The 15,998-nt window shown below is 76.7% G+C and carries 15 protein-coding genes; 10 read left to right on the forward strand and 5 right to left on the reverse strand.

The window, feature by feature from the left end:
• The first annotated feature begins 46 nt into the window (after positions 1 to 46).
• The 3 genes from LO771_RS01350 (at position 47) to LO771_RS01360 (ending at position 2,163) form a co-directional block, all read left to right on the forward strand.
• Positions 47 to 550 (forward strand): DinB family protein, encoded by a 504-nt coding sequence (locus LO771_RS01350; RefSeq protein ID WP_230647452.1) that lies wholly within the window; start codon positions 47 to 49, stop codon positions 548 to 550.
• A 102-nt stretch (positions 551 to 652) separates the two neighbouring features.
• Positions 653 to 1,228: a TetR/AcrR family transcriptional regulator gene (locus tag LO771_RS01355; protein ID WP_230647454.1), complete on the forward strand. Its 576-nt coding sequence runs from the start codon at positions 653 to 655 to the stop codon at positions 1,226 to 1,228.
• A 119-nt stretch (positions 1,229 to 1,347) separates the two neighbouring features.
• Entirely contained in the window at positions 1,348 to 2,163 is an 816-nt protein-coding gene (locus LO771_RS01360) for an oxidoreductase (protein ID WP_230647456.1), read from the forward strand.
• A gap of 112 nt (positions 2,164 to 2,275) precedes the next feature.
• On the opposite strand, the gene LO771_RS01365 is transcribed toward LO771_RS01360, so the two are convergent.
• Entirely contained in the window at positions 2,276 to 3,079 is an 804-nt protein-coding gene (locus LO771_RS01365; RefSeq protein ID WP_230647458.1) for a thioesterase family protein, read from the reverse strand.
• Between the two features lie 338 nt (positions 3,080 to 3,417).
• Here LO771_RS01365 and LO771_RS01370 point away from each other — a divergent pair, with 338 nt between their 5' ends.
• Positions 3,418 to 4,989 (forward strand): GAF domain-containing protein, encoded by a 1,572-nt coding sequence (locus LO771_RS01370; RefSeq protein ID WP_230647460.1) that lies wholly within the window; start codon positions 3,418 to 3,420, stop codon positions 4,987 to 4,989.
• Positions 4,990 to 5,155: 166 nt separating this feature from the next.
• Here the strand turns inward: LO771_RS01370 and LO771_RS01375 are convergent, their stop codons facing one another.
• Positions 5,156 to 5,347 (reverse strand): hypothetical protein, encoded by a 192-nt coding sequence (locus LO771_RS01375; protein WP_230647461.1) that lies wholly within the window; start codon positions 5,345 to 5,347, stop codon positions 5,156 to 5,158.
• Between the two features lie 253 nt (positions 5,348 to 5,600).
• On the reverse strand, positions 5,601 to 6,053 hold the full coding sequence (locus LO771_RS01380) for a hypothetical protein (RefSeq protein WP_230647463.1): 453 nt from the start codon (positions 6,051 to 6,053) through the stop codon (positions 5,601 to 5,603).
• A gap of 577 nt (positions 6,054 to 6,630) precedes the next feature.
• Between LO771_RS01380 and LO771_RS01385 the strand changes: the two genes are divergently transcribed.
• The 6 genes from LO771_RS01385 to LO771_RS01410 all read left to right on the forward strand — a co-directional run bounded on the left by LO771_RS01385 (position 6,631) and on the right by LO771_RS01410 (position 13,395).
• Positions 6,631 to 7,755 carry a thioester domain-containing protein gene (locus LO771_RS01385; protein ID WP_230647465.1) on the forward strand — a complete coding sequence of 375 codons (1,125 nt, stop codon included), beginning with the start codon at positions 6,631 to 6,633 and terminating at the stop codon, positions 7,753 to 7,755.
• 945 nt (positions 7,756 to 8,700) lie between these two features.
• Positions 8,701 to 9,084: a winged helix-turn-helix domain-containing protein gene (locus LO771_RS01390; protein ID WP_230647467.1), complete on the forward strand. Its 384-nt coding sequence runs from the start codon at positions 8,701 to 8,703 to the stop codon at positions 9,082 to 9,084.
• Positions 9,085 to 9,632: 548 nt separating this feature from the next.
• A complete protein-coding gene (locus tag LO771_RS01395) occupies positions 9,633 to 9,848 on the forward strand; it encodes a hypothetical protein (protein WP_230647469.1) in 216 nt (71 codons plus the stop codon).
• Between the two features lie 430 nt (positions 9,849 to 10,278).
• Positions 10,279 to 12,165, forward strand: a complete 1,887-nt coding sequence (locus LO771_RS01400; RefSeq protein ID WP_230647960.1) for a hypothetical protein — start codon at positions 10,279 to 10,281, stop codon at positions 12,163 to 12,165.
• 23 nt (positions 12,166 to 12,188) lie between these two features.
• Positions 12,189 to 12,917, forward strand: a complete 729-nt coding sequence (locus LO771_RS01405; protein ID WP_230647961.1) for a hypothetical protein — start codon at positions 12,189 to 12,191, stop codon at positions 12,915 to 12,917.
• Between the two features lie 211 nt (positions 12,918 to 13,128).
• Positions 13,129 to 13,395, forward strand: a complete 267-nt coding sequence (locus LO771_RS01410) for a hypothetical protein (protein WP_230647471.1) — start codon at positions 13,129 to 13,131, stop codon at positions 13,393 to 13,395.
• Positions 13,396 to 13,489: 94 nt separating this feature from the next.
• Here the strand turns inward: LO771_RS01410 and LO771_RS01415 are convergent, their stop codons facing one another.
• The gene (locus tag LO771_RS01415) at positions 13,490 to 14,038 is read right to left on the reverse strand and encodes a GNAT family N-acetyltransferase (RefSeq protein WP_230647473.1); all 549 of its coding nucleotides are present in this window, start codon (positions 14,036 to 14,038) and stop codon (positions 13,490 to 13,492) included.
• 466 nt (positions 14,039 to 14,504) lie between these two features.
• The gene (locus tag LO771_RS01420; RefSeq protein WP_230647475.1) at positions 14,505 to 15,833 is read right to left on the reverse strand and encodes a M48 family metalloprotease; all 1,329 of its coding nucleotides are present in this window, start codon (positions 15,831 to 15,833) and stop codon (positions 14,505 to 14,507) included.
• Between the last annotated feature and the right edge of the window lie 165 nt (positions 15,834 to 15,998).

Raw genomic sequence — 15,998 nt, forward strand, 5'->3', positions numbered from 1 at the left:
GGAGAGGGCTGCGGGCCGGGTCGGATCCGGCTGCTAGGGTCCGCGCATGACGAAGGGGAGGCCGCTGACCGGCGGCGAGAAGGAGATCCTGCACCGGGCGCTCGACCGGCACCGCGACGCGGTGCTGTGGAAGATCGAGGGCCTGGACGACGAGCGGCTGCGGCGGCCGATGACCCCGTCGGGGACGAACCTGCTGGGCCTGGTCAAGCACCTGGCGGGCGCCGAGCTCGGCTGGTTCTGCGAGGCCTTCGGCCGGGAGACCGGCCCGCTGCCCTTCGACCTGGACGCCGACGAGGAGTCCGACCTGCGCGTGGAGCCGCACGAGTCGACGGCGGACGTCGTGGCGTTCTACGCACGCGCCCGGGCCGCCGCGGACCGGACGATCGCGGAGCTGGACCTCGACGCCGTCGGCACGGCCTGGTTCGGCGACGCGGTGTCGCTGCGCTTCGTCCTCGTCCACATGGCGACGGAGACCGCGCGGCACGCGGGCCACATGGACGTCCTGCGCGAGCTGGCGGACGGCGCGACCGGCGACCACCGCCGGGGCTGAGGCCGGCGCCGGGGTCCGGCCGCGGCGGCGGGCCCGCGGGCAGGGGGCTTCTCACCCCGGGCTATATTTGCTTGTTCATTCCAGAACGGCTACGGTGAAGCCATGGCACGCACCCGGGAGTTCGACACCGACCAGGCGGTCGAGCGCGCGATGGACCTGTTCTGGCGCCGCGGCTACGCGGCGACCTCGATGCAGGACCTGATCGCGGAGCTGGGCATCGGCAGCGGCAGCCTGTACGCGGCGTTCGGCTCCAAGGAGAAGCTGTACGCGCTGGCGCTGGAGCGCTACTGCTCCCGCAACGCCGGCGCGCTCATCGCCCACCTGGAGTCGGCCGAGGAGGTCCGCCCCGCCCTGCGGGCGGCGCTCACCGCCATGGCCGAGGCCGACCTGTGCGACCCCGAACGCGGCTGCCTGATGGTCAACGCCGCCACCGAACGGGCCTCCGACCCGGCCACCGCCGACCGCGTCGCCGCCACCATGCGCCTGGTGGAGTCCACCCTCGCCGGCGCCCTGGAGCGCGCCCGCGCCCGCGGCGAACTCGCCCCGGACAAGGACCCCGTCGCCCTCGCCCGCTTCCTCACCACCTTCATCCAGGGCATGCGCGTCATGGGCAAGGCCCGCGCCGACCGCACCTTCCTCGAGGGAGCCGTCGAGGCCGCCCTGACCACCCTGGACTGAGCCGGCCCGCGGGTCCGGGACCCCGCCGGACCGGCCCGGGAACCCGGGTGCCCCGGTGGCCGTTCGGACCGACTGCGCCTGTCCTTATTTTGTATCAATCAATCCATAAAGAAGCGGCCATGGACCTGCCCCCCACGGGCAAGACCGTCGTCGTCACGGGCGCAAGCCGCGGCATCGGCCTCGCCGTCGCCCGCGCCTTCGCCGCCGAGGGCGCCCACGTGGTCGCCGGCGCCCGCAACCCCGGCCCCGGACCCGGCCCCGGCCCCGGCCTGGAGGAGCTCGCCGCCTCCCACGGGCTGGTCCCGGTGGCGGGCGACCTGGCCACCGCCGAGGGCGTGGAGCGGCTCGTCGCCACCGCCGTCGGGCGCTTCGGCGGCGTCGACGTCCTCGTCAACAACATGGGCGTCCTCCACCCCCGCCTGGGCGGCTTCCTCTCGGTCACCGACGAGGACTGGCTGACCACCCTCAACGCCAACCTGATGAGCGCGGTGCGCGCCTGCCGTGCCGCGCTGCCCTCCCTGCCGGCCTCGCGCGGCTCGATCGTCACCGTCAGCTCGGTCAACGCCTTCCTGCCCGACCCGGGGATCATCGACCACACCGCGGCGTCCAAGGCCGCCCTGACCAACTTCTCCAAGGCCCTGTCCAAGGAGGTCGGGCCGCAGGGCGTCCGCGTCAACACCGTCGCCCCCGGCCCGGTCTCCACCGACATGCGGGTGGGCGAGGGCGGCCTCGCCCAGCAGGTCGCGGCCGCCACGGGCGTGGACCCCGACACCGCGCGGGAGCAGATCATCGAGGGCGCGGGCGGCTTCGCCACCGGCCGCTTCACCCGCCCCGACGAGGCCGCCGACCTCGTCCTCATGCTCTCCGGCGACCGCACCGCCAACATCACCGGAACCGACGTCACGATCGACGGCGGCCTCGTCAAGACCCTCTGAGAGCCTCTCCGCGAGGCGCTCCGACCCCGTCGGCCGCCGGGCGGCCCGGCCGCGCCCGGCAGTCCGGCGTCCCTGAACCGCGGCCTGCCCGGCGCCCAGGGCGGGCCGCGGTTCAGCGACGCGTGACGAACAGGCTCTGCACGCTGCGCCCGATCGGGCCCCGCTCGTCGTGGAGCGCGGCCTCGGCCATGCCGAGCCCGGCGTCGTCGACGCCCGTGCGCGCGTCGAGGCAGACCCACTCGCCGACCGGGTGGCGGTGCAGGTGGACCGTCAGATCGGGGTTGACGAAGACGTGGGAGGCGAAGTCCAGCACGTTGCTGACGCCGTTGCCGGAGTCCGCCGCCACCAGCACCCGCTCCAGCGGGGAGGTCTTCTCCCCCGCGACCAGGGGCACCCTCATCCGCATCCAGCAGGTCGCGGGCCCGCGGCCGAGGAAGGAGCCCGCGGCGAACCGGCACTCCACGGCCGTGTGGTAGCCGGTCTCCCACGGCACCGGGTAGAAGGGCTCCGGCTCGGCCTCCCCGGGCCCGGGGAGGGCGGGGCCGGGCGCCACCGCCGGGTGGGCCCCCGGCTCGGTGCGGATGCGCAGGGCCGTCGCCCGCATCACCTCCGCCTCCCCGTCGGGACGCAGCGACGCCTCCACCAGTTCGGTGCCGCGGCCCTGGCGCAGCAGCCGGGTCTCCACCGTGAGGGGGCGGATCGGGACCGGGCGCAGGATGTCGAAGGTGACGCGCGCCAGCCGCATGTCCTCCCGGGCACCGGGGCGGTCCTGGACGGCGCGGCCGAGGAGCGCCGCGGGCGGTCCCGCGTGCTGGGTGTGCGGACTCCAGGGGCCCCGGGTGAGGAGGGTGGGCCGGAAGCGGTCCTCGGCCACCCGCTCGAAGAACGCCTCGGCGTCGCTGTCCGGTTCGCTCACGGTTCGGCTCCTCCACGAGTCCGGCGGGGCACCGCCGACCGTCGGCCGCCGGACGGCACGGGAGACGCTACCCGCCGGTAGCCGTTCTGTCACCGCCCCGCCGGGGCGGGGCCGCGGCAGGCCGCGAACCGATCCGGTCGAAGAGCGACACCGCAAGGTCGATACCCATCGGCAAGAGCCAGAAAATGCGCGCTGGAAAGGCTTTTCGTAATCTTTTCCAGGCAGGGCCGCCGTCTTTCACGGACAACGGATAAGAACCTCCGTCCCCCCCTAGAATCTGCGCGCAGGACGTGTGTGCACGGGGCGAGTGGATACGCGATGAGAAGGCAGTCGCACAGATGACCGCAGGAATCCCGGTCCGCTCCGCGGGCGCAGCAGCCCTCGGCGGACTGCATCGGCTGCTGCTCCGGGCCGACGGGCCGCACGACGTACCCGAGGCGCTGCTGGCGGTGTCCGGCCCCCTCGGGCGGGTCGGCTGGTCCCTGATGCTCCTCGACGAACCGGGCGGACGGCGGCTCCTGCCGGACGCGTCCGCGGGCCTGCCCCCGGAGTGGTCCCCGGAGCCCGGACCGCTGCCGGAGTCCCGGTGGCCGGCCTTCCGTGCCGCGGCGGAGGGAGCCGTGCTGTTCGGGTCCGGGCTGCGGCGGCCCTTCCCGCTGCCTGCCGCCTCCGGCCCCGCGGCCTGGGCGGCGCTCCCGGCGGGTGGCGGGGTGCTGGTCTGCCTGCGCCCCGGCCCCCACCGCTGGAACGGCCGCGAGCAGCGCTTCCTGGCCCGGGCGGCCGCCCTGGTGGGCACGTGCGGACGGCGGGCCGCCCGCACGCGGCACCTCGGGCCCAGCCGGAGCCGGGGTCCGGTCGCGGCCCCCGGCTCCGCACCGGTCCCGCGGTCCGCACCGGTCTCCCGGTCCTGGCCGGTGCCCCGGTCGTGGCGGGCGCCCGAGGGGTCGGACCCGCTGCGGCTGCGCGCCGTGGAGTGCGGGGAGTTCACCCTCGACCTCGCCACCGGGACCGTCCGCTGCGACGACGGCTTCGCCCGCCTGCACGGGCTGGACGGGCTGGACCGGCGGGCCCGCGTCCCCCTGGGACTGCTGCTGCGGCTGCTGCCGCCCGGGGAGGAGCGGCGGATGTCCCTGGCGCTCGACCGGGTACGGAGGAGGCCGGGCAGCTGGGAGCTGGTCTACCGCGTCCGGCGGGAGGGCGGTCCCGGCCACCTGCGGGCGGAGGCCTCCTGCGTCGCCGGGGCCGACGGCTCCCCCGGGGTGGTGCGCGGCCGCGTCACGGACGTGACCGCCGAGTTCGAGGCGGCCGGGCGGCAGGCGGCCCGGCTGCGGCAGCAGCTGCGGTGCCAGGAGCACATCCTCGCCCTGGCCGCCGAGGCGGCCTCGGCCGCGGGCACGGAGGAGCTGGCCGCGGCGGCGTGCCGGTCGCTCCAACTGCTGGGTGCGGACGCGATCGTCCTGGCCGAGGACGACGGCGGCAGCCTTCAGGTGATCACCTCGGTCGGCCACACCGCCGAGGACATGGCGGCCACCGCGGGCCTGCCGCTGGAGTCGCGCCTCCCGCTGTGCGACGCGCTGCGCCTGCGGCTCCCCGTCTTCGTCCCGTCCCGGCAGGACCTGGCGGAGCGGTACCCGCACCTCACGGCGGTCCTCCCGGGGCTCCGGCGCCGGTCGTGGGCCGCGCTTCCGCTGCCGGTGCCGGCGGCCAGCCGGGCGGCCGCCTGCCTGCTCTCGTTCGAGCGGCCGCACGCCTTCGGCCCGCAGGACGAGCCGCTGCTGGTCGCCACGGCCGAGCTGCTGGGGATCGCCCTGGACCGCTGCCGGGCCTACGACACGGCACGGGCGCGCGCGGTGGACCTGCTCGGCCTCTTCCCGCCGGACCCCGGCCCGGGCCGCTCCCCCGCCCCGTGAGCGGGGCGTCGGCGGCCCGCACTCCCGGGTGCACCGACCGGCCTCCACGCCCGGCACCGGCATCGGCATCGGCATCGGCATCGGGCCCGGATGTCCGGGTGTCCGGCGGGTGCGCGGCGGGTGCAGGGCGCATGCACGGCGGGTGCGCGGCGGGGCCGGAACCGGCTCAGTGGTCGGGCACGTCCCGCAGCGCCCGGCCGAGCTGGCGGAGGAGCCGCGTGTCGGCGTACAGGGAGAGGCAGCGCAGGAGGTCCCTGATGTGCGGGTCGTCGCCCGCGCTCACGGCCGCGACGAGGGCGGCGACGCCGGGGTCGGCCTCTTCGGGCGCCCTCGGGCAAAGTGATTCAGTGTTCAACATGATTTCGGCAGAATAACGTCCGCCCCCGCGCGCGGCCTGTGCCGTGGCGCCCCGAAACCAGGGACCATCGGCCCTGGCTTTCCGGCGGACGTGCTCCGCCGGAAAGCCCCAGCCGGCGCCGCGGCGCGGTGTTGTCGGCACCGGCCGGACGGTTCGGACCGGCTCCCGCCGCACGACCGCGGCGGGGCGGGGCCCGGAGGACGACCTCCGGGCCCCGCACACCGGTCACTCAGGGTCCGGGCCGGTCATCCGGTCAGAGGATGACGACCCCGCGGCCGTACCCGCCGCCGTACCCGCCGCCGTACCCGTAGTCGTCGCAGTCACGGTGGTGACGGCGGTGGCCCCAGCGGTCGCAGTCGCGGTGGTGGCGGTGGTGGCGGCGGCCCCAGCGGTCGCAGTCGCGGTCCCGGTCCCAGCGGCGGCCCCAGCGGTCGCAGTCGCGGTCCCGGTCCCAGCCGCGGTCGCAGCGGTCGTCGCAGTCGCGGCCCCAGCGGTCGCCGTAGCCGTGGCCGTAGTCGCCCCGGCCGTAGCCGTGGTCGCCGCCGCGGCCGTAGTCGCCGCCCCGGCCGTAGTCGCCGCCGTGGCCGTATCCACCGGTGACGACGGAGGCCGGCGCAGCGGCCGACGCGGTTCCCGCGAGCCCGCCGATGGAGGCGGCAGCCGCCAGTGACGCGACTGCAGCAGCCTTGGCAATACGTGCGTACATCTCTGTTTCACCTCGGGTCGGTGTGTACCTCCCCTCGCCCGGCTCGATCGTACGGTCCGCGGGGCCGCCGGGCGGCCGAGCCGCAGCGCCGCAGCTGTCGCCCCGTGAGCCGAACGGACCATCAAGCAACAGCCACCGCAGGCACGTCGGCGCAGGTGGAGCGCTTCCGGTGCCGGGCCGGCCGAAGCACTCGTCCAGGTGAAGGCACCGGGGGTGTCGCACCGCGCCGGCCCCGCCCCGGCGGTCCGGGCGGCGCCCGGGGCGGGCGTGCGGCGCCCCCTCGGGAGGGCTCCGGGAGGGGCACCGGACGCCCCGCGGCGGACGTCCGGAGCCTCCTCCGTCCCCTCCGCCGGAGGCGGGCGGCTCTGGTACGTTCGCTGCAGCGCACCGACGGGCCGCCCCCAGCGGCGGCCGCAAGGACCGGGACCGCGCGGCGCACCTCCGCCGCGACCGCCCCGTGCCCCGTCGGGCGGCGCGCCACCGCGGCGCTCTCCTGACCTCTCCCAGGAGGCGTCCCGTCCTCGGCGCGGCCGCGGCCCCCGGGGCCGTCCTGCCGCCGTTCATTCCCAGGAGAGTCATGCCACGCCTTCGCCGTCCCCACGCCGTGCTCGCGGCCGCCGCCGTGCCGGCCGCCGTCCTGTCGGCGCTGCTCCCGTCGGCGCCCGCCGCCGCGGCGCCGCCGGAGCCGGCCTCCCGTCCCGCCGCCGACGCCCGCCTCGAGGAGCCCATGGCCGACGCGGGCCTCGTGACCGTCGAGGGCCACGAGGTCCCCGCCGGACTGCTGCTGCTCAGGACCCCCGGCGGGGAGGAGCTGCGCGCGTACTGCGTGGACGTGGACCACGACGCGCAGCCGGGCACCCGCTACCGGGAGACGGCCTGGGGCGACCCGAGGGCCTCGGCCGTCCGCAACCTCGACCGCGTCGGGTGGGTCCTGCGCCACTCCTACCCCTTCCTGACGCTTCGTCAGGCCGCTCGTGAGGCGGGAGTCCCCGAGGCGTCGCTGACCGCGGACGACGCGGCCGCCGGCACGCAGGCCGCCCTGTGGCACTTCTCCGACGGGCTCGACGCGTCGCCCGTCGACGCGGACGCCCGCGGCCTGGCCGCCTGGCTCGTCCGCAACGCCGGGCGCGGGGCGGAGCCCGCCGCGGGCCTCTCGCTCCTGCCGCCGGGCGGGGCGGGCCGGGCCGGCGGGACGCTGGGCCCCTTCCGCGTCCAGGGCGCGTCGGGCGGACTGGAGACCGGGCTGGACCCGGCCGCACGCCGGGCCGGCGTGGTGCCCGTCGACCGCCGCGGCGCCCCCCTCCCCGCCCGGGTGCAGCCCGGAACCGGCCTCTACCTGCGGATCCCCGAGGGCGCGGGGGCGGGCAGCGCCGAGTTCACGGTCTCCGCCCGGCAGTCCCTGCCGGTGGGCCGCATCCTCACCAGCGAGCCCTGGGGCGCACGGGAGCACAGCCAGACCATGGTCCTGGCGGCGTCCGAGCCGACCGTGGTCCGCGCCTCGGCCCGCGCCCGCTGGACCGGCGCCCCCGCCGCCCGCGCCGCCCGGTCGGCGAGGCACCGCGCGGCTCCGGGGCGGGGCCCCGGCCTCGCCGCGACGGGCGGCCCGTCGCTGCCGGTCTCGGCCGGGTACGCGGCGGCCGGCGCCGTCCTGCTGCTCGTCGGCCTCGCGCTGCGGCGGCGCTCGGTGACGCGCCGTCGGTGACGCGCTGCCGGTGACAGGGCGCCCGCACCGCCGCGCGCAACCCTGAGGCCCCGCCGGGCGGCGGGCCGCAGCGGCGGTGCGGGCGGTGGCGGCGCGGGCGGCGGGGCCGGTGCGGGCGGGGCAGCCTCGTCCGCACCGGCCGGAAACGCGCCGCAGGGCCGGTCCCGTGGAGGGCAGGGCCACCTCGACGGTGGCCCGGCCCTTCCGCATGTCCGGCCCTTCCGCATGTCCGAGCCGCCCCTCCCCGACGGGCCTGCCGGGGCGGAACGTCCGCAGCAGGCCCGCGGGGCTCCCGTACCGGACGGCGACGGGGAGCGGCGGGGCCGGACGTCCCGGCGGCACGGTCCGGAGCCGTGTCCCGCCACCGCCTCCGGGCGTTCCGCAGGAGGGCGGCGGCAGCCGGGGAAACCATTTCCCCCGGGAATTCCCCGCCGGCGCCGCAGGCAAGGGGCCGAAGGTCCCTGATATTCGGACCCTGCGGCCCTCGCATCCACCACTCGGCGGAATTTTCTTGCTTCCGTCCGCAAGTTTTCCTGCGCGCGTCTGCAAGTCCTACGCTTTCCGGGGGGTTCCGGTTCGGTGATCCTCTTCCACCCGATCTTCCGGGAAGCAGCAAGTTCTCCCTCACCCGGCCGGCGGAATGATCCCGTTCCGGATGCCATGGACACCGCAGTTCCCATTGCCCGTTGGCCCGAAGAGGACTTCCGGACGCCTTGGGTGCGGTTAAGGTCTCTGCTTGCCCGGACTCCGACGGGAGGTCTCATGCAGACACACACAGCCCCTCCTCCGCACCGCCGCCAGGCGGGGCGCCACCGCCGGGCCGGACCGGACGACGGTCCGGCCCCTCCCGGCATGCTCGACCGGATCACCCCCCGCCCGGCCGGTACCGGCGGGGGGCGGCCCGACCCGGGGCCCGGGCGCGCCGTGGAGGTCACACCGGCCGGCGTGCTCGGTCTGATCCCCCGGCTGGGACTCACCCCCTCGGCCGTCGCCGTGCTGGGGATCATGTCGGACCTCCAGGCGCCGGGGGGCCGCGTCCACCGCACGCAGTACGAGATGGCCCGGGAGCTCGGCGTCCCGGAGTCGGCGGTCAGCCGGGGCATGAAAGTGCTGGTGGACCGCCATCTGGTGATCCGGGGCGGGGACGGCCGCGGCAACAGCTACCGGCTGCACCCGTTCGTCGCCAAGTACGCCTCGCAGGAGGAGATGGAGAGCGCCCTGCGGGCCGCGGCCGGCGAGGTCCGGGCGGGACGCCTGCCCGACATCTCGGCGCCGCCCCACCGGCGCAGGCAGGCGCGGCCGGGCGGCACGGACCTGGTGGCGGTCTGAGCGGGGCCGAGGCGTGATGCGCACGTGCGGAGGGGCCCCCGGCGGTCGGCCGGGGGCCCCTCCGCACGTGCGCGCCCGGGGCTCCGCGGCACAGCACCGACATTTCTTGTCCGGTGCATTTCATTACCTGGCGAAGAGAACCGGACCATCCCGGACCGGACGGGCGGAACGGGCAGGACCGGCCGGCCGCGCGGCCCCCGCGACGCCGCGCCCGTTTTCCGGTCCACCCCGTCCGCCACGGGCGACAGAACCCGCAATGACAGGGCGGGAAGCACCCGAATAGCGCAGCGGAGAACCTTGCGGATTTCCGGGGGATCCATTCGACATGCCACGCAACAGGGCTGGGAATGAAAATCCTACTTTGTTGGGTACCGGACATCCCGACGCCCCTGTTACAAAGCGGTGACACAGATTCCCCGGTTTTCGCTTGCACCGGATGTTTGCGAGGCAATAACGTCCAATGTCATCGGACGGAGCGTCCGACGAGGAAGGACAACCGGCCCCGGCCGGCGGTCCCCTCTCCTTCCGCAACACGCAAGGAGACCATCATGATCGACGCCAACGAGCTGGAGAACGAGGCCGGCGAGCTGCTCCCCGGGCGCGAGGCCCTGGGCCGGTTCAGCCTCAACCTCACCAAGCTGACGAGTATCACCAAGCACGTGGCCAACGTCCACGCCGACAACAGCTCGTACGCGGTGAACAACTACTCGGACGACGCCGTCGCCCAGGCCAACTCCGGCCAGTGGATCAGCGTCCACCAGTGACGCACTGATCCGGCGCGCAGGGCCGTCCCAGGTCCGGGCGCACCAGGAGAGGCACCTCCCCGAACCGCCCCACCAGGCCCGGATCTCTCGGGGTCCGCCGCCCGACAGCGGCGGACGCGCCGGGCCCGGTACACCGGGCGGATCCCGGAGGTGAGCGTGCCCCCCGGTCCAGCGGGACGGATCCGCAGGGCTGTCCGGCAACCAGTCGGACGGTGACCACGGAGCGCCTGTCGGACAGCACAACCTCGCGGCGTTCTCGGCGGCGCGGCACTCGCCGCCGAGAACGCCGCCCGGTCCAACGAACGAGGGATGACGAGGTAGCGTGGCCGGCCACCACTCCAGACACGCGGCGGACGCGGGACGCGGCACCGCCGACGGGCCCCCGCCGGCACCGGCCTGGCATCAGCCCGGCCCCCCGGCTCCGATCGCGGTGCTCCCGGATGCGGCCCCACCGCCACCCCCGGACCCCGCGCCGGCGGCACACCCCGGACCGCCGGCGGACGACACCGCCGTCCGCACCCGGGTCCCGCTCCTCGCGCCCGGCACCGAGCTCCACGGCCAGTACGAGGGCTCCGGCTTCACCGAGGCCCGCTACCTGGCGAACCGGGGCGACGGGCAGCCGGTCATGCTCAGCAGGCTGCTGTACCTGGTCGCCTCCGCCCTGGACGGCGTCCGCGACTACGAGCGCGTCTCCCACCACGTCAGCGGCCGCTACGGCCGTGAGGTGAGCACCTCGAACATCGCCTTCCTCGTCGAGCGCAAGCTCGTCCCGCTCGGTGTCGCCTACCTGCCCGAGCACGGGGAGGCGCCGCCGCCGGTCCCCAAGACCGACCTGCTCCTGGCCCTCAAGGGCCACAAGGTGCTCCTCCCCCCGCGGGCGGTGCTCGCGGTCGCCGACGCCCTGTCCTGGCTCCACCGGCCGGCCGCCGTCACCGCCGCCCTGCTGAGCGTCGCCGTGCTCGACGCCTGGCTCTTCCTCGTCCACGGCGCGATGACCCCGGTGCTCCACACCATGGAGCAGCCGGTCCTCCTGCTCGCGGTCTTCGCGCTGACCGTCGGCTCGCTGCTCTTCCACGAGTTCGGCCACGCCTCCGCCTGCCGCTACGGGGGCGCGAGACCGGGCTGCATCGGCTGCGGCGTCTACCTGATCTGGCCGGCCCTGTACACGGACGTCACCGACATCTACCGGCGCGGCCGAGGCGCGCGGCTGCGCACCGACACCGGCGGCATCTACTTCAACGCCGTCTTCGTGCTGGGCCTGTTCGCCGGCTACTTCGCCACCGGCCAGGAGTTCCTGCTGGCCGCGGTCTACCTCGTCCACTTCGAGGCGCTGGAGCAGCTCATGCCCGCCGTCCGGCTCGACGGCTACTACATCCTGGGCGACCTCGCCGGCATCCCCGACCTGTTCGGCAAGGTGCGGCCCATCCTCTCCAGCATGGTCCCCGGCCGCCCGCTGCCGCGCGAGGTCCGCGAGCTCAAGAAGTCAGCGCGGGTGATCGTGACGGCCTGGGTCGTGACGATGGTCCCCCTCATCGTCGCCGAGCTCTCCTACGCCCTGTGGAACCTGCCGCGCCTGGTCTCCACCGCCGTCCGCTCGCTCACCGAGCAGGTCCGGGGCACCGCCGAGGCCCTGCGGGAAGGCGCCCTCGCCCAGGCCGCACTGGGCACGGTGGGCAGCCTGCTCCTCGTCCTGCCGATGGGCGGCGTCGTCTACCTCACGTTCCGCATCGGCGGCCGGCTGTACCGGGCCGGAGTCCAGGCCACGGCCGGGCGGCCCGCCGCGCGCCTCGCCGTCGTGGGCTGCGTCGCCGCCGTCGCCGCCGCCCTGGCCGGCGCGTGGACGTACGGCATGACCCCGAAGACGCTGCCGCCCAAGCCGCCCCTCGCACCCGCACTGCAGCCGAACGTGCCCCGCCCCCAGGTCCACGCCACGGCCCCCGCCCGCCACCGGCACCGCCACCACGGCCCGGCCGCCTCCCCGACGGCCGTCCCCGGCCCCCCCTCGGGCTCCCCCTCCGCGCGCGTGCCGCTGCCCGTCCCCTCCTCCCCCTCCCCCCGCGCGTCGACCGGCTCCCCCCGGCCCTCCGCCGACGCCTCCTCCGCGGTCCCCTCCGCCCGCACCTCGCCGTCGTCGACCCCCTCCTTCCCCGGCGGGTCGGCGACCCCGAGTCCCAGCGCCTCCCCGAGCGAGCCCGTACCGACGACCTCTCCACGCCCCACACCCCCGAGCGGCACCCCGTCCCCGCCCACCCCCGGACCCTCGCCGACCGGACTCCCGACGGCGACGGCGACGGCACCGACGGCGGCCGGCGGCTGACCGCCCCACCCCTAAGGATTCCCATGCAGCACACACGACACGGACAGAAGCGCCCCCGCACACTGCTCAACCTGGGCGTCTACGCCACCGCGGGACTGGCCGCCATCGCCGTCGGCGTGCCCGCGATGGCCTCCACGGACGCGCCGTCCCCGGCCGGCCACATCGGGACCGAGGTCCACGTCGACACGGACCTGGCCATCAGCACCGCGAGCCCGCTGCGCACCCGCGACATCGCCACCAACCTGACGATCCGCGAGTACGGCGACACCGTGGGCGCCGGGGCCGTCAACAAGGCCCTGGCCTCCTCCCGGGCCTGCGTCGAGGACGAGCACTGCGCCTCCCTCGCCGTCTCCTTCCAGATCATCACCATGGGCGGCAGCCACCTGCACCTCCTGGCCCGCAACGTCAGCCGCGCCACCAACAGCCACTGCGACGGCTGCCAGTCCGCGGCGGGCGCCTACCAGTTCATCGTCGACACCCCCGACGTCTTCCGCATGGGGGCCGGCACCCGGCGTGAACTGGCCCGCATCCAGGACGCGCTGCGCCTCCTGGAGGACAGCGGCGCGAGCCCGGCCACCCTCCACCGCCGGGCCGACCAGCTGGCCGCCCGCGTGGTGGCGATCCTCCAGGACGCCGTGGCGCACGTCCCGCAGCACCGGGCCCGCACCCGCCCCGGCTACGCGCCGGCCCCGCACAAGCCGTCGGTGACCCTGCACCGCCTCACCGACGGCTGGCAGCCCGCCGGCCGCTGACCCGCGGCCCCACCCCGGCGGACGGCCCGTCAGGAGACCGTCCGCCCCACGACCCCCGGCCCGGCGCAGCACCCATCCCACCCTCGCCCCCTGCGCCGGGCCGGGCCTTCCCCTGCTCCGCCGCCCGCCGCGGCGGCCTCCGGAACCGCGTCGCCGCGGGGAGGCCCGGCCGGCGGGCGCGCGGCCCGGGGAGGACGACAAGGAGAGCCCCATGCCGGCTCCTGGAGACGCACCGCGGGACGGCCGGCCGGCGCCGCCGGACCGTGCCCCCCGCGCGGCGGGCGCTCCCGGCGCCGCGGACGCCGGAGGGAGCGGGGACGCCGCAGCGGACCGTCCCGGCGCACCGGCCGCCGCCCTGCTGCCGGGCGGCGCGGCGGACCTCCCCCGGCTGCTGCAGTGGATCACCCTGCACGCCGACACCGCGATGCTGCTGCGGCTGCGCGAGGCGCTGCGCCGGATCGACGCCGAGTCCGATTGAGCGGCCCGGCGGTCCGGCGGCCCGACATCCGGGCCGCCGGGCTGCCGGGCCGTCGGGCTGCTAGGCCGTCAGGCCGCCGGGCCGCTCGGCCCGGTCAGCGGCCCGCCGGGGGTCCGGCCGGGCCGTCGGCGAGCCGCTTGTAGAAGAAACTGCAGTCTCGCAGGACCCCGGCCGGGTCCGCCGCGTAGGCGGGGACCACCCCGTACCGCGTCCAGCCCGCGGCGAGGTAGAGGTGCTCCGCGGGACTGCCGGTCTCGGTGTCGAGCAGCAGCAGGCCGGCCCCGGCCCGGGCGGCGGCCCGCTCGGCGGTGGCGAGGAGGGCGCGGCCGAGGCCCAGGCCGCGGGCGTCGCTGCGGACCATGAGCTTGACGACCTCGGCCCGGTGGCGGCCGTTGGGCTTCTCCTCCAGCGCGAGGCCGACGGTGCCCAGGACGCCCCCGGTCCCCCGGGCGGCCCAGACGGCGAGGCTGCCGTCGGCGACGGCGTCCAGGCGGGTGCGCCACCAGGCCGCCGCGGCGTCGGGGCCGAAGGGGGCGAGGAACCCGAGGGAGGAGCCGGACGCCACGGCATCGGCCAGGAGGACGGCGAGGTCGGGAACGCTGCTGCGGAACCCGTCGGCGGACAGGCGGTCGATGGCGTGCACGGTCGGGCTCCTCCGGCGGCGCGGCGGGACGGCAGGGGGCGCACGGGACGGCAGGGGCCGCGCGGCCGTCCCGGCGGGAGCGATTCTGCCGGTCCCCCGGAGGGCCGCTGCGCCCGGGCCTGTTATCGGCATGTTTCCTGTCCTTGGATCCGGACAGCCGGTGCACGCCGCGAACGGCCGGGCCCGCATGACGGGGCTGAGCACCCCCGCCGGCCTGCCGCGCTCCTCCAGGCCGGCAGCCCGGGACGGGTGGCCGGCCGGTGCGGACCAGGACGGGTCCGGGCCGCACCCGGCCCCCGGCACCGGGCTCGGCAGTCCCGGGGCGGCTCCCAGGGGGTCGGACGGCTGCGGCTGCCGGCGGACGCGGACGCGTCCCCGCCGGCCCCCGCCGGGCGCACCCCTCCGGGCGTACGGGCCCGGCCGGTCCCGGCTCAGGCCGGTGGCGGGGGGCCGGGGGGCGGTGCGGTCACCACCGGCCGGAGGAGAACACCGCTCGGGCCGCCCGGGCGCGCAGGGGTGCCAGCTCGGCCTCGACGGCGGCCGTCTCCGCCGCGTCGGCGGTGAGGGCGGCCTCCCGGGGCCCGCGGGCCTCGCAGAGCCGGATCCTCAGGTGGGTGGGCGGGTGGGTGCTGTCCACGGACCCCATCCGCAGGGCGGAGACGCGGATTCGGCGGGCGCGCTCGGTGCCGGGGACGGAGGCGATGTACTGCCGCAGCTCGTCCCAGAGCCCGGAGTCGTCCGCTGCGCCCGGCGGCGTCCGGGAGGCGGCGCCCGTGCGGCGCACCGCCGCCTGACGCCGGAAGAGGGCCTCGACGCTGTCGTGGAGCACCAGCGCCTCCAGCATCGACCGGGTCGCCGCCGACGAGCCGACCCGTGCGGCCAGGTCGTCCGCCAGGTACTCGGCGTGCTGGCCGGTGCGCAGGGTCAGCCGGTCGAGCAGGCGGAGCAGCAGCCCGGCGAGGGTGTGCGGGACCAGCATCAGGAGGCCCGCGATCCCCTCCGCGACCTGGAAGAGCGCGTCGGACCGGCCCGCCGGCGTGCGCACGGGACGGGTGGTCTCGTACCAGTGGTCGAGGGTCACCACGGCCGAGTGCAGCCAGAGGCCGCGGCGTGCGTCGCCGTTGACGGCGTGGCCGAACTCGTGGCCGAGCAGCGCGATGCGCTCCTGCGGGGTGAGCACCTCCCACAGGGCCAGGCCGATCGTGAGGACGCCGCGGCGGCGCAGCCCGACCCTGCCGTAGGAGGCGTTGAACTCCGGGGTGACGCGCACCAGATGGACCGGGGGCGCCTGCAGTGCGGCGGCGACCCGGTCCGCGAGGGCGTGGAGCCGTGGCGCGTCCGCACGGTTCAAGGACCACTCGTCCCGGCGGAGCCGGCCCAGGCGGGGGCGGAGCATGAAGGCGAGGAAGAACCCGGCCGCACCGAACGCGCGGGCGACGGTGTTCCCGGTGACCAGCAGCCACAGGGAGCCCCCGGCCAGGACGGCGGTCACCAGGTGCACCGCTCCGGCGAGGGCCGAGGCGGAGAGCAGCGCCCGGTCGCGGCCGGGACGCCGGTCCGGCTCGGCGGACACGTCCGCGTACAGGCGCTCGACCGCCAGGTGCCCGGCCCGGCGCCGCGCCTCCTCCCGGCGGGCGGAGCGGCCGGCCGGGACGTCCTGCACGGCGGCGGATCCCCCGGGGTCGACGTTCCAGTCGCACGAGGGGCACCAGGCGACGAAGCGGGTGTCCGTCGGGAGCGGGGCGCCGCAGGACGGGCAGGACAGGTCGGCCCGTGCGGGGGGCGGCGTGATCATGGCGGAGATCATGCCCTGGCGGGCGGCGGGAGTCGAGGGCGTTTCCGCCGCGGCGCGGACCGCCCCGGCCGGACCGTCCGCGGGAGGTGGCGGACGGTCGGGCGGGCGTGCACGGCGGCGCGCCCGCTCCCGCCGGACCGCACGGGGCGGCGGGCGTGGGCGGGC

The organism is Streptacidiphilus sp. ASG 303, from assembly GCF_020991365.1.
Taxonomy (GTDB): Bacteria; Actinomycetota; Actinomycetes; order Streptomycetales; family Streptomycetaceae; genus Peterkaempfera.

Bases quoted from the DNA above. Each gene is read 5' to 3' on its own strand.
- LO771_RS01350 (WP_230647452.1), top strand. From the start codon at position 47: ATGACGAAGGGGAGGCCGCTGACCGGCGGCGAGAAGGAGATCCTGCAC.
- LO771_RS01355 (WP_230647454.1), top strand. From the start codon at position 653: ATGGCACGCACCCGGGAGTTCGACACCGACCAGGCGGTCGAGCGCGCG.
- LO771_RS01360 (WP_230647456.1), top strand. From the start codon at position 1,348: ATGGACCTGCCCCCCACGGGCAAGACCGTCGTCGTCACGGGCGCAAGC.
- LO771_RS01370 (WP_230647460.1), top strand. From the start codon at position 3,418: ATGACCGCAGGAATCCCGGTCCGCTCCGCGGGCGCAGCAGCCCTCGGC.
- LO771_RS01375 (WP_230647461.1), bottom strand. From the start codon at position 5,347: ATGTTGAACACTGAATCACTTTGCCCGAGGGCGCCCGAAGAGGCCGAC.
- LO771_RS01380 (WP_230647463.1), bottom strand. From the start codon at position 6,053: ATGTACGCACGTATTGCCAAGGCTGCTGCAGTCGCGTCACTGGCGGCT.
- LO771_RS01385 (WP_230647465.1), top strand. From the start codon at position 6,631: ATGCCACGCCTTCGCCGTCCCCACGCCGTGCTCGCGGCCGCCGCCGTG.
- LO771_RS01395 (WP_230647469.1), top strand. From the start codon at position 9,633: ATGATCGACGCCAACGAGCTGGAGAACGAGGCCGGCGAGCTGCTCCCC.
- LO771_RS01405 (WP_230647961.1), top strand. From the start codon at position 12,189: ATGCAGCACACACGACACGGACAGAAGCGCCCCCGCACACTGCTCAAC.
- LO771_RS01410 (WP_230647471.1), top strand. From the start codon at position 13,129: ATGCCGGCTCCTGGAGACGCACCGCGGGACGGCCGGCCGGCGCCGCCG.
- LO771_RS01420 (WP_230647475.1), bottom strand. From the start codon at position 15,833: ATGATCACGCCGCCCCCCGCACGGGCCGACCTGTCCTGCCCGTCCTGC.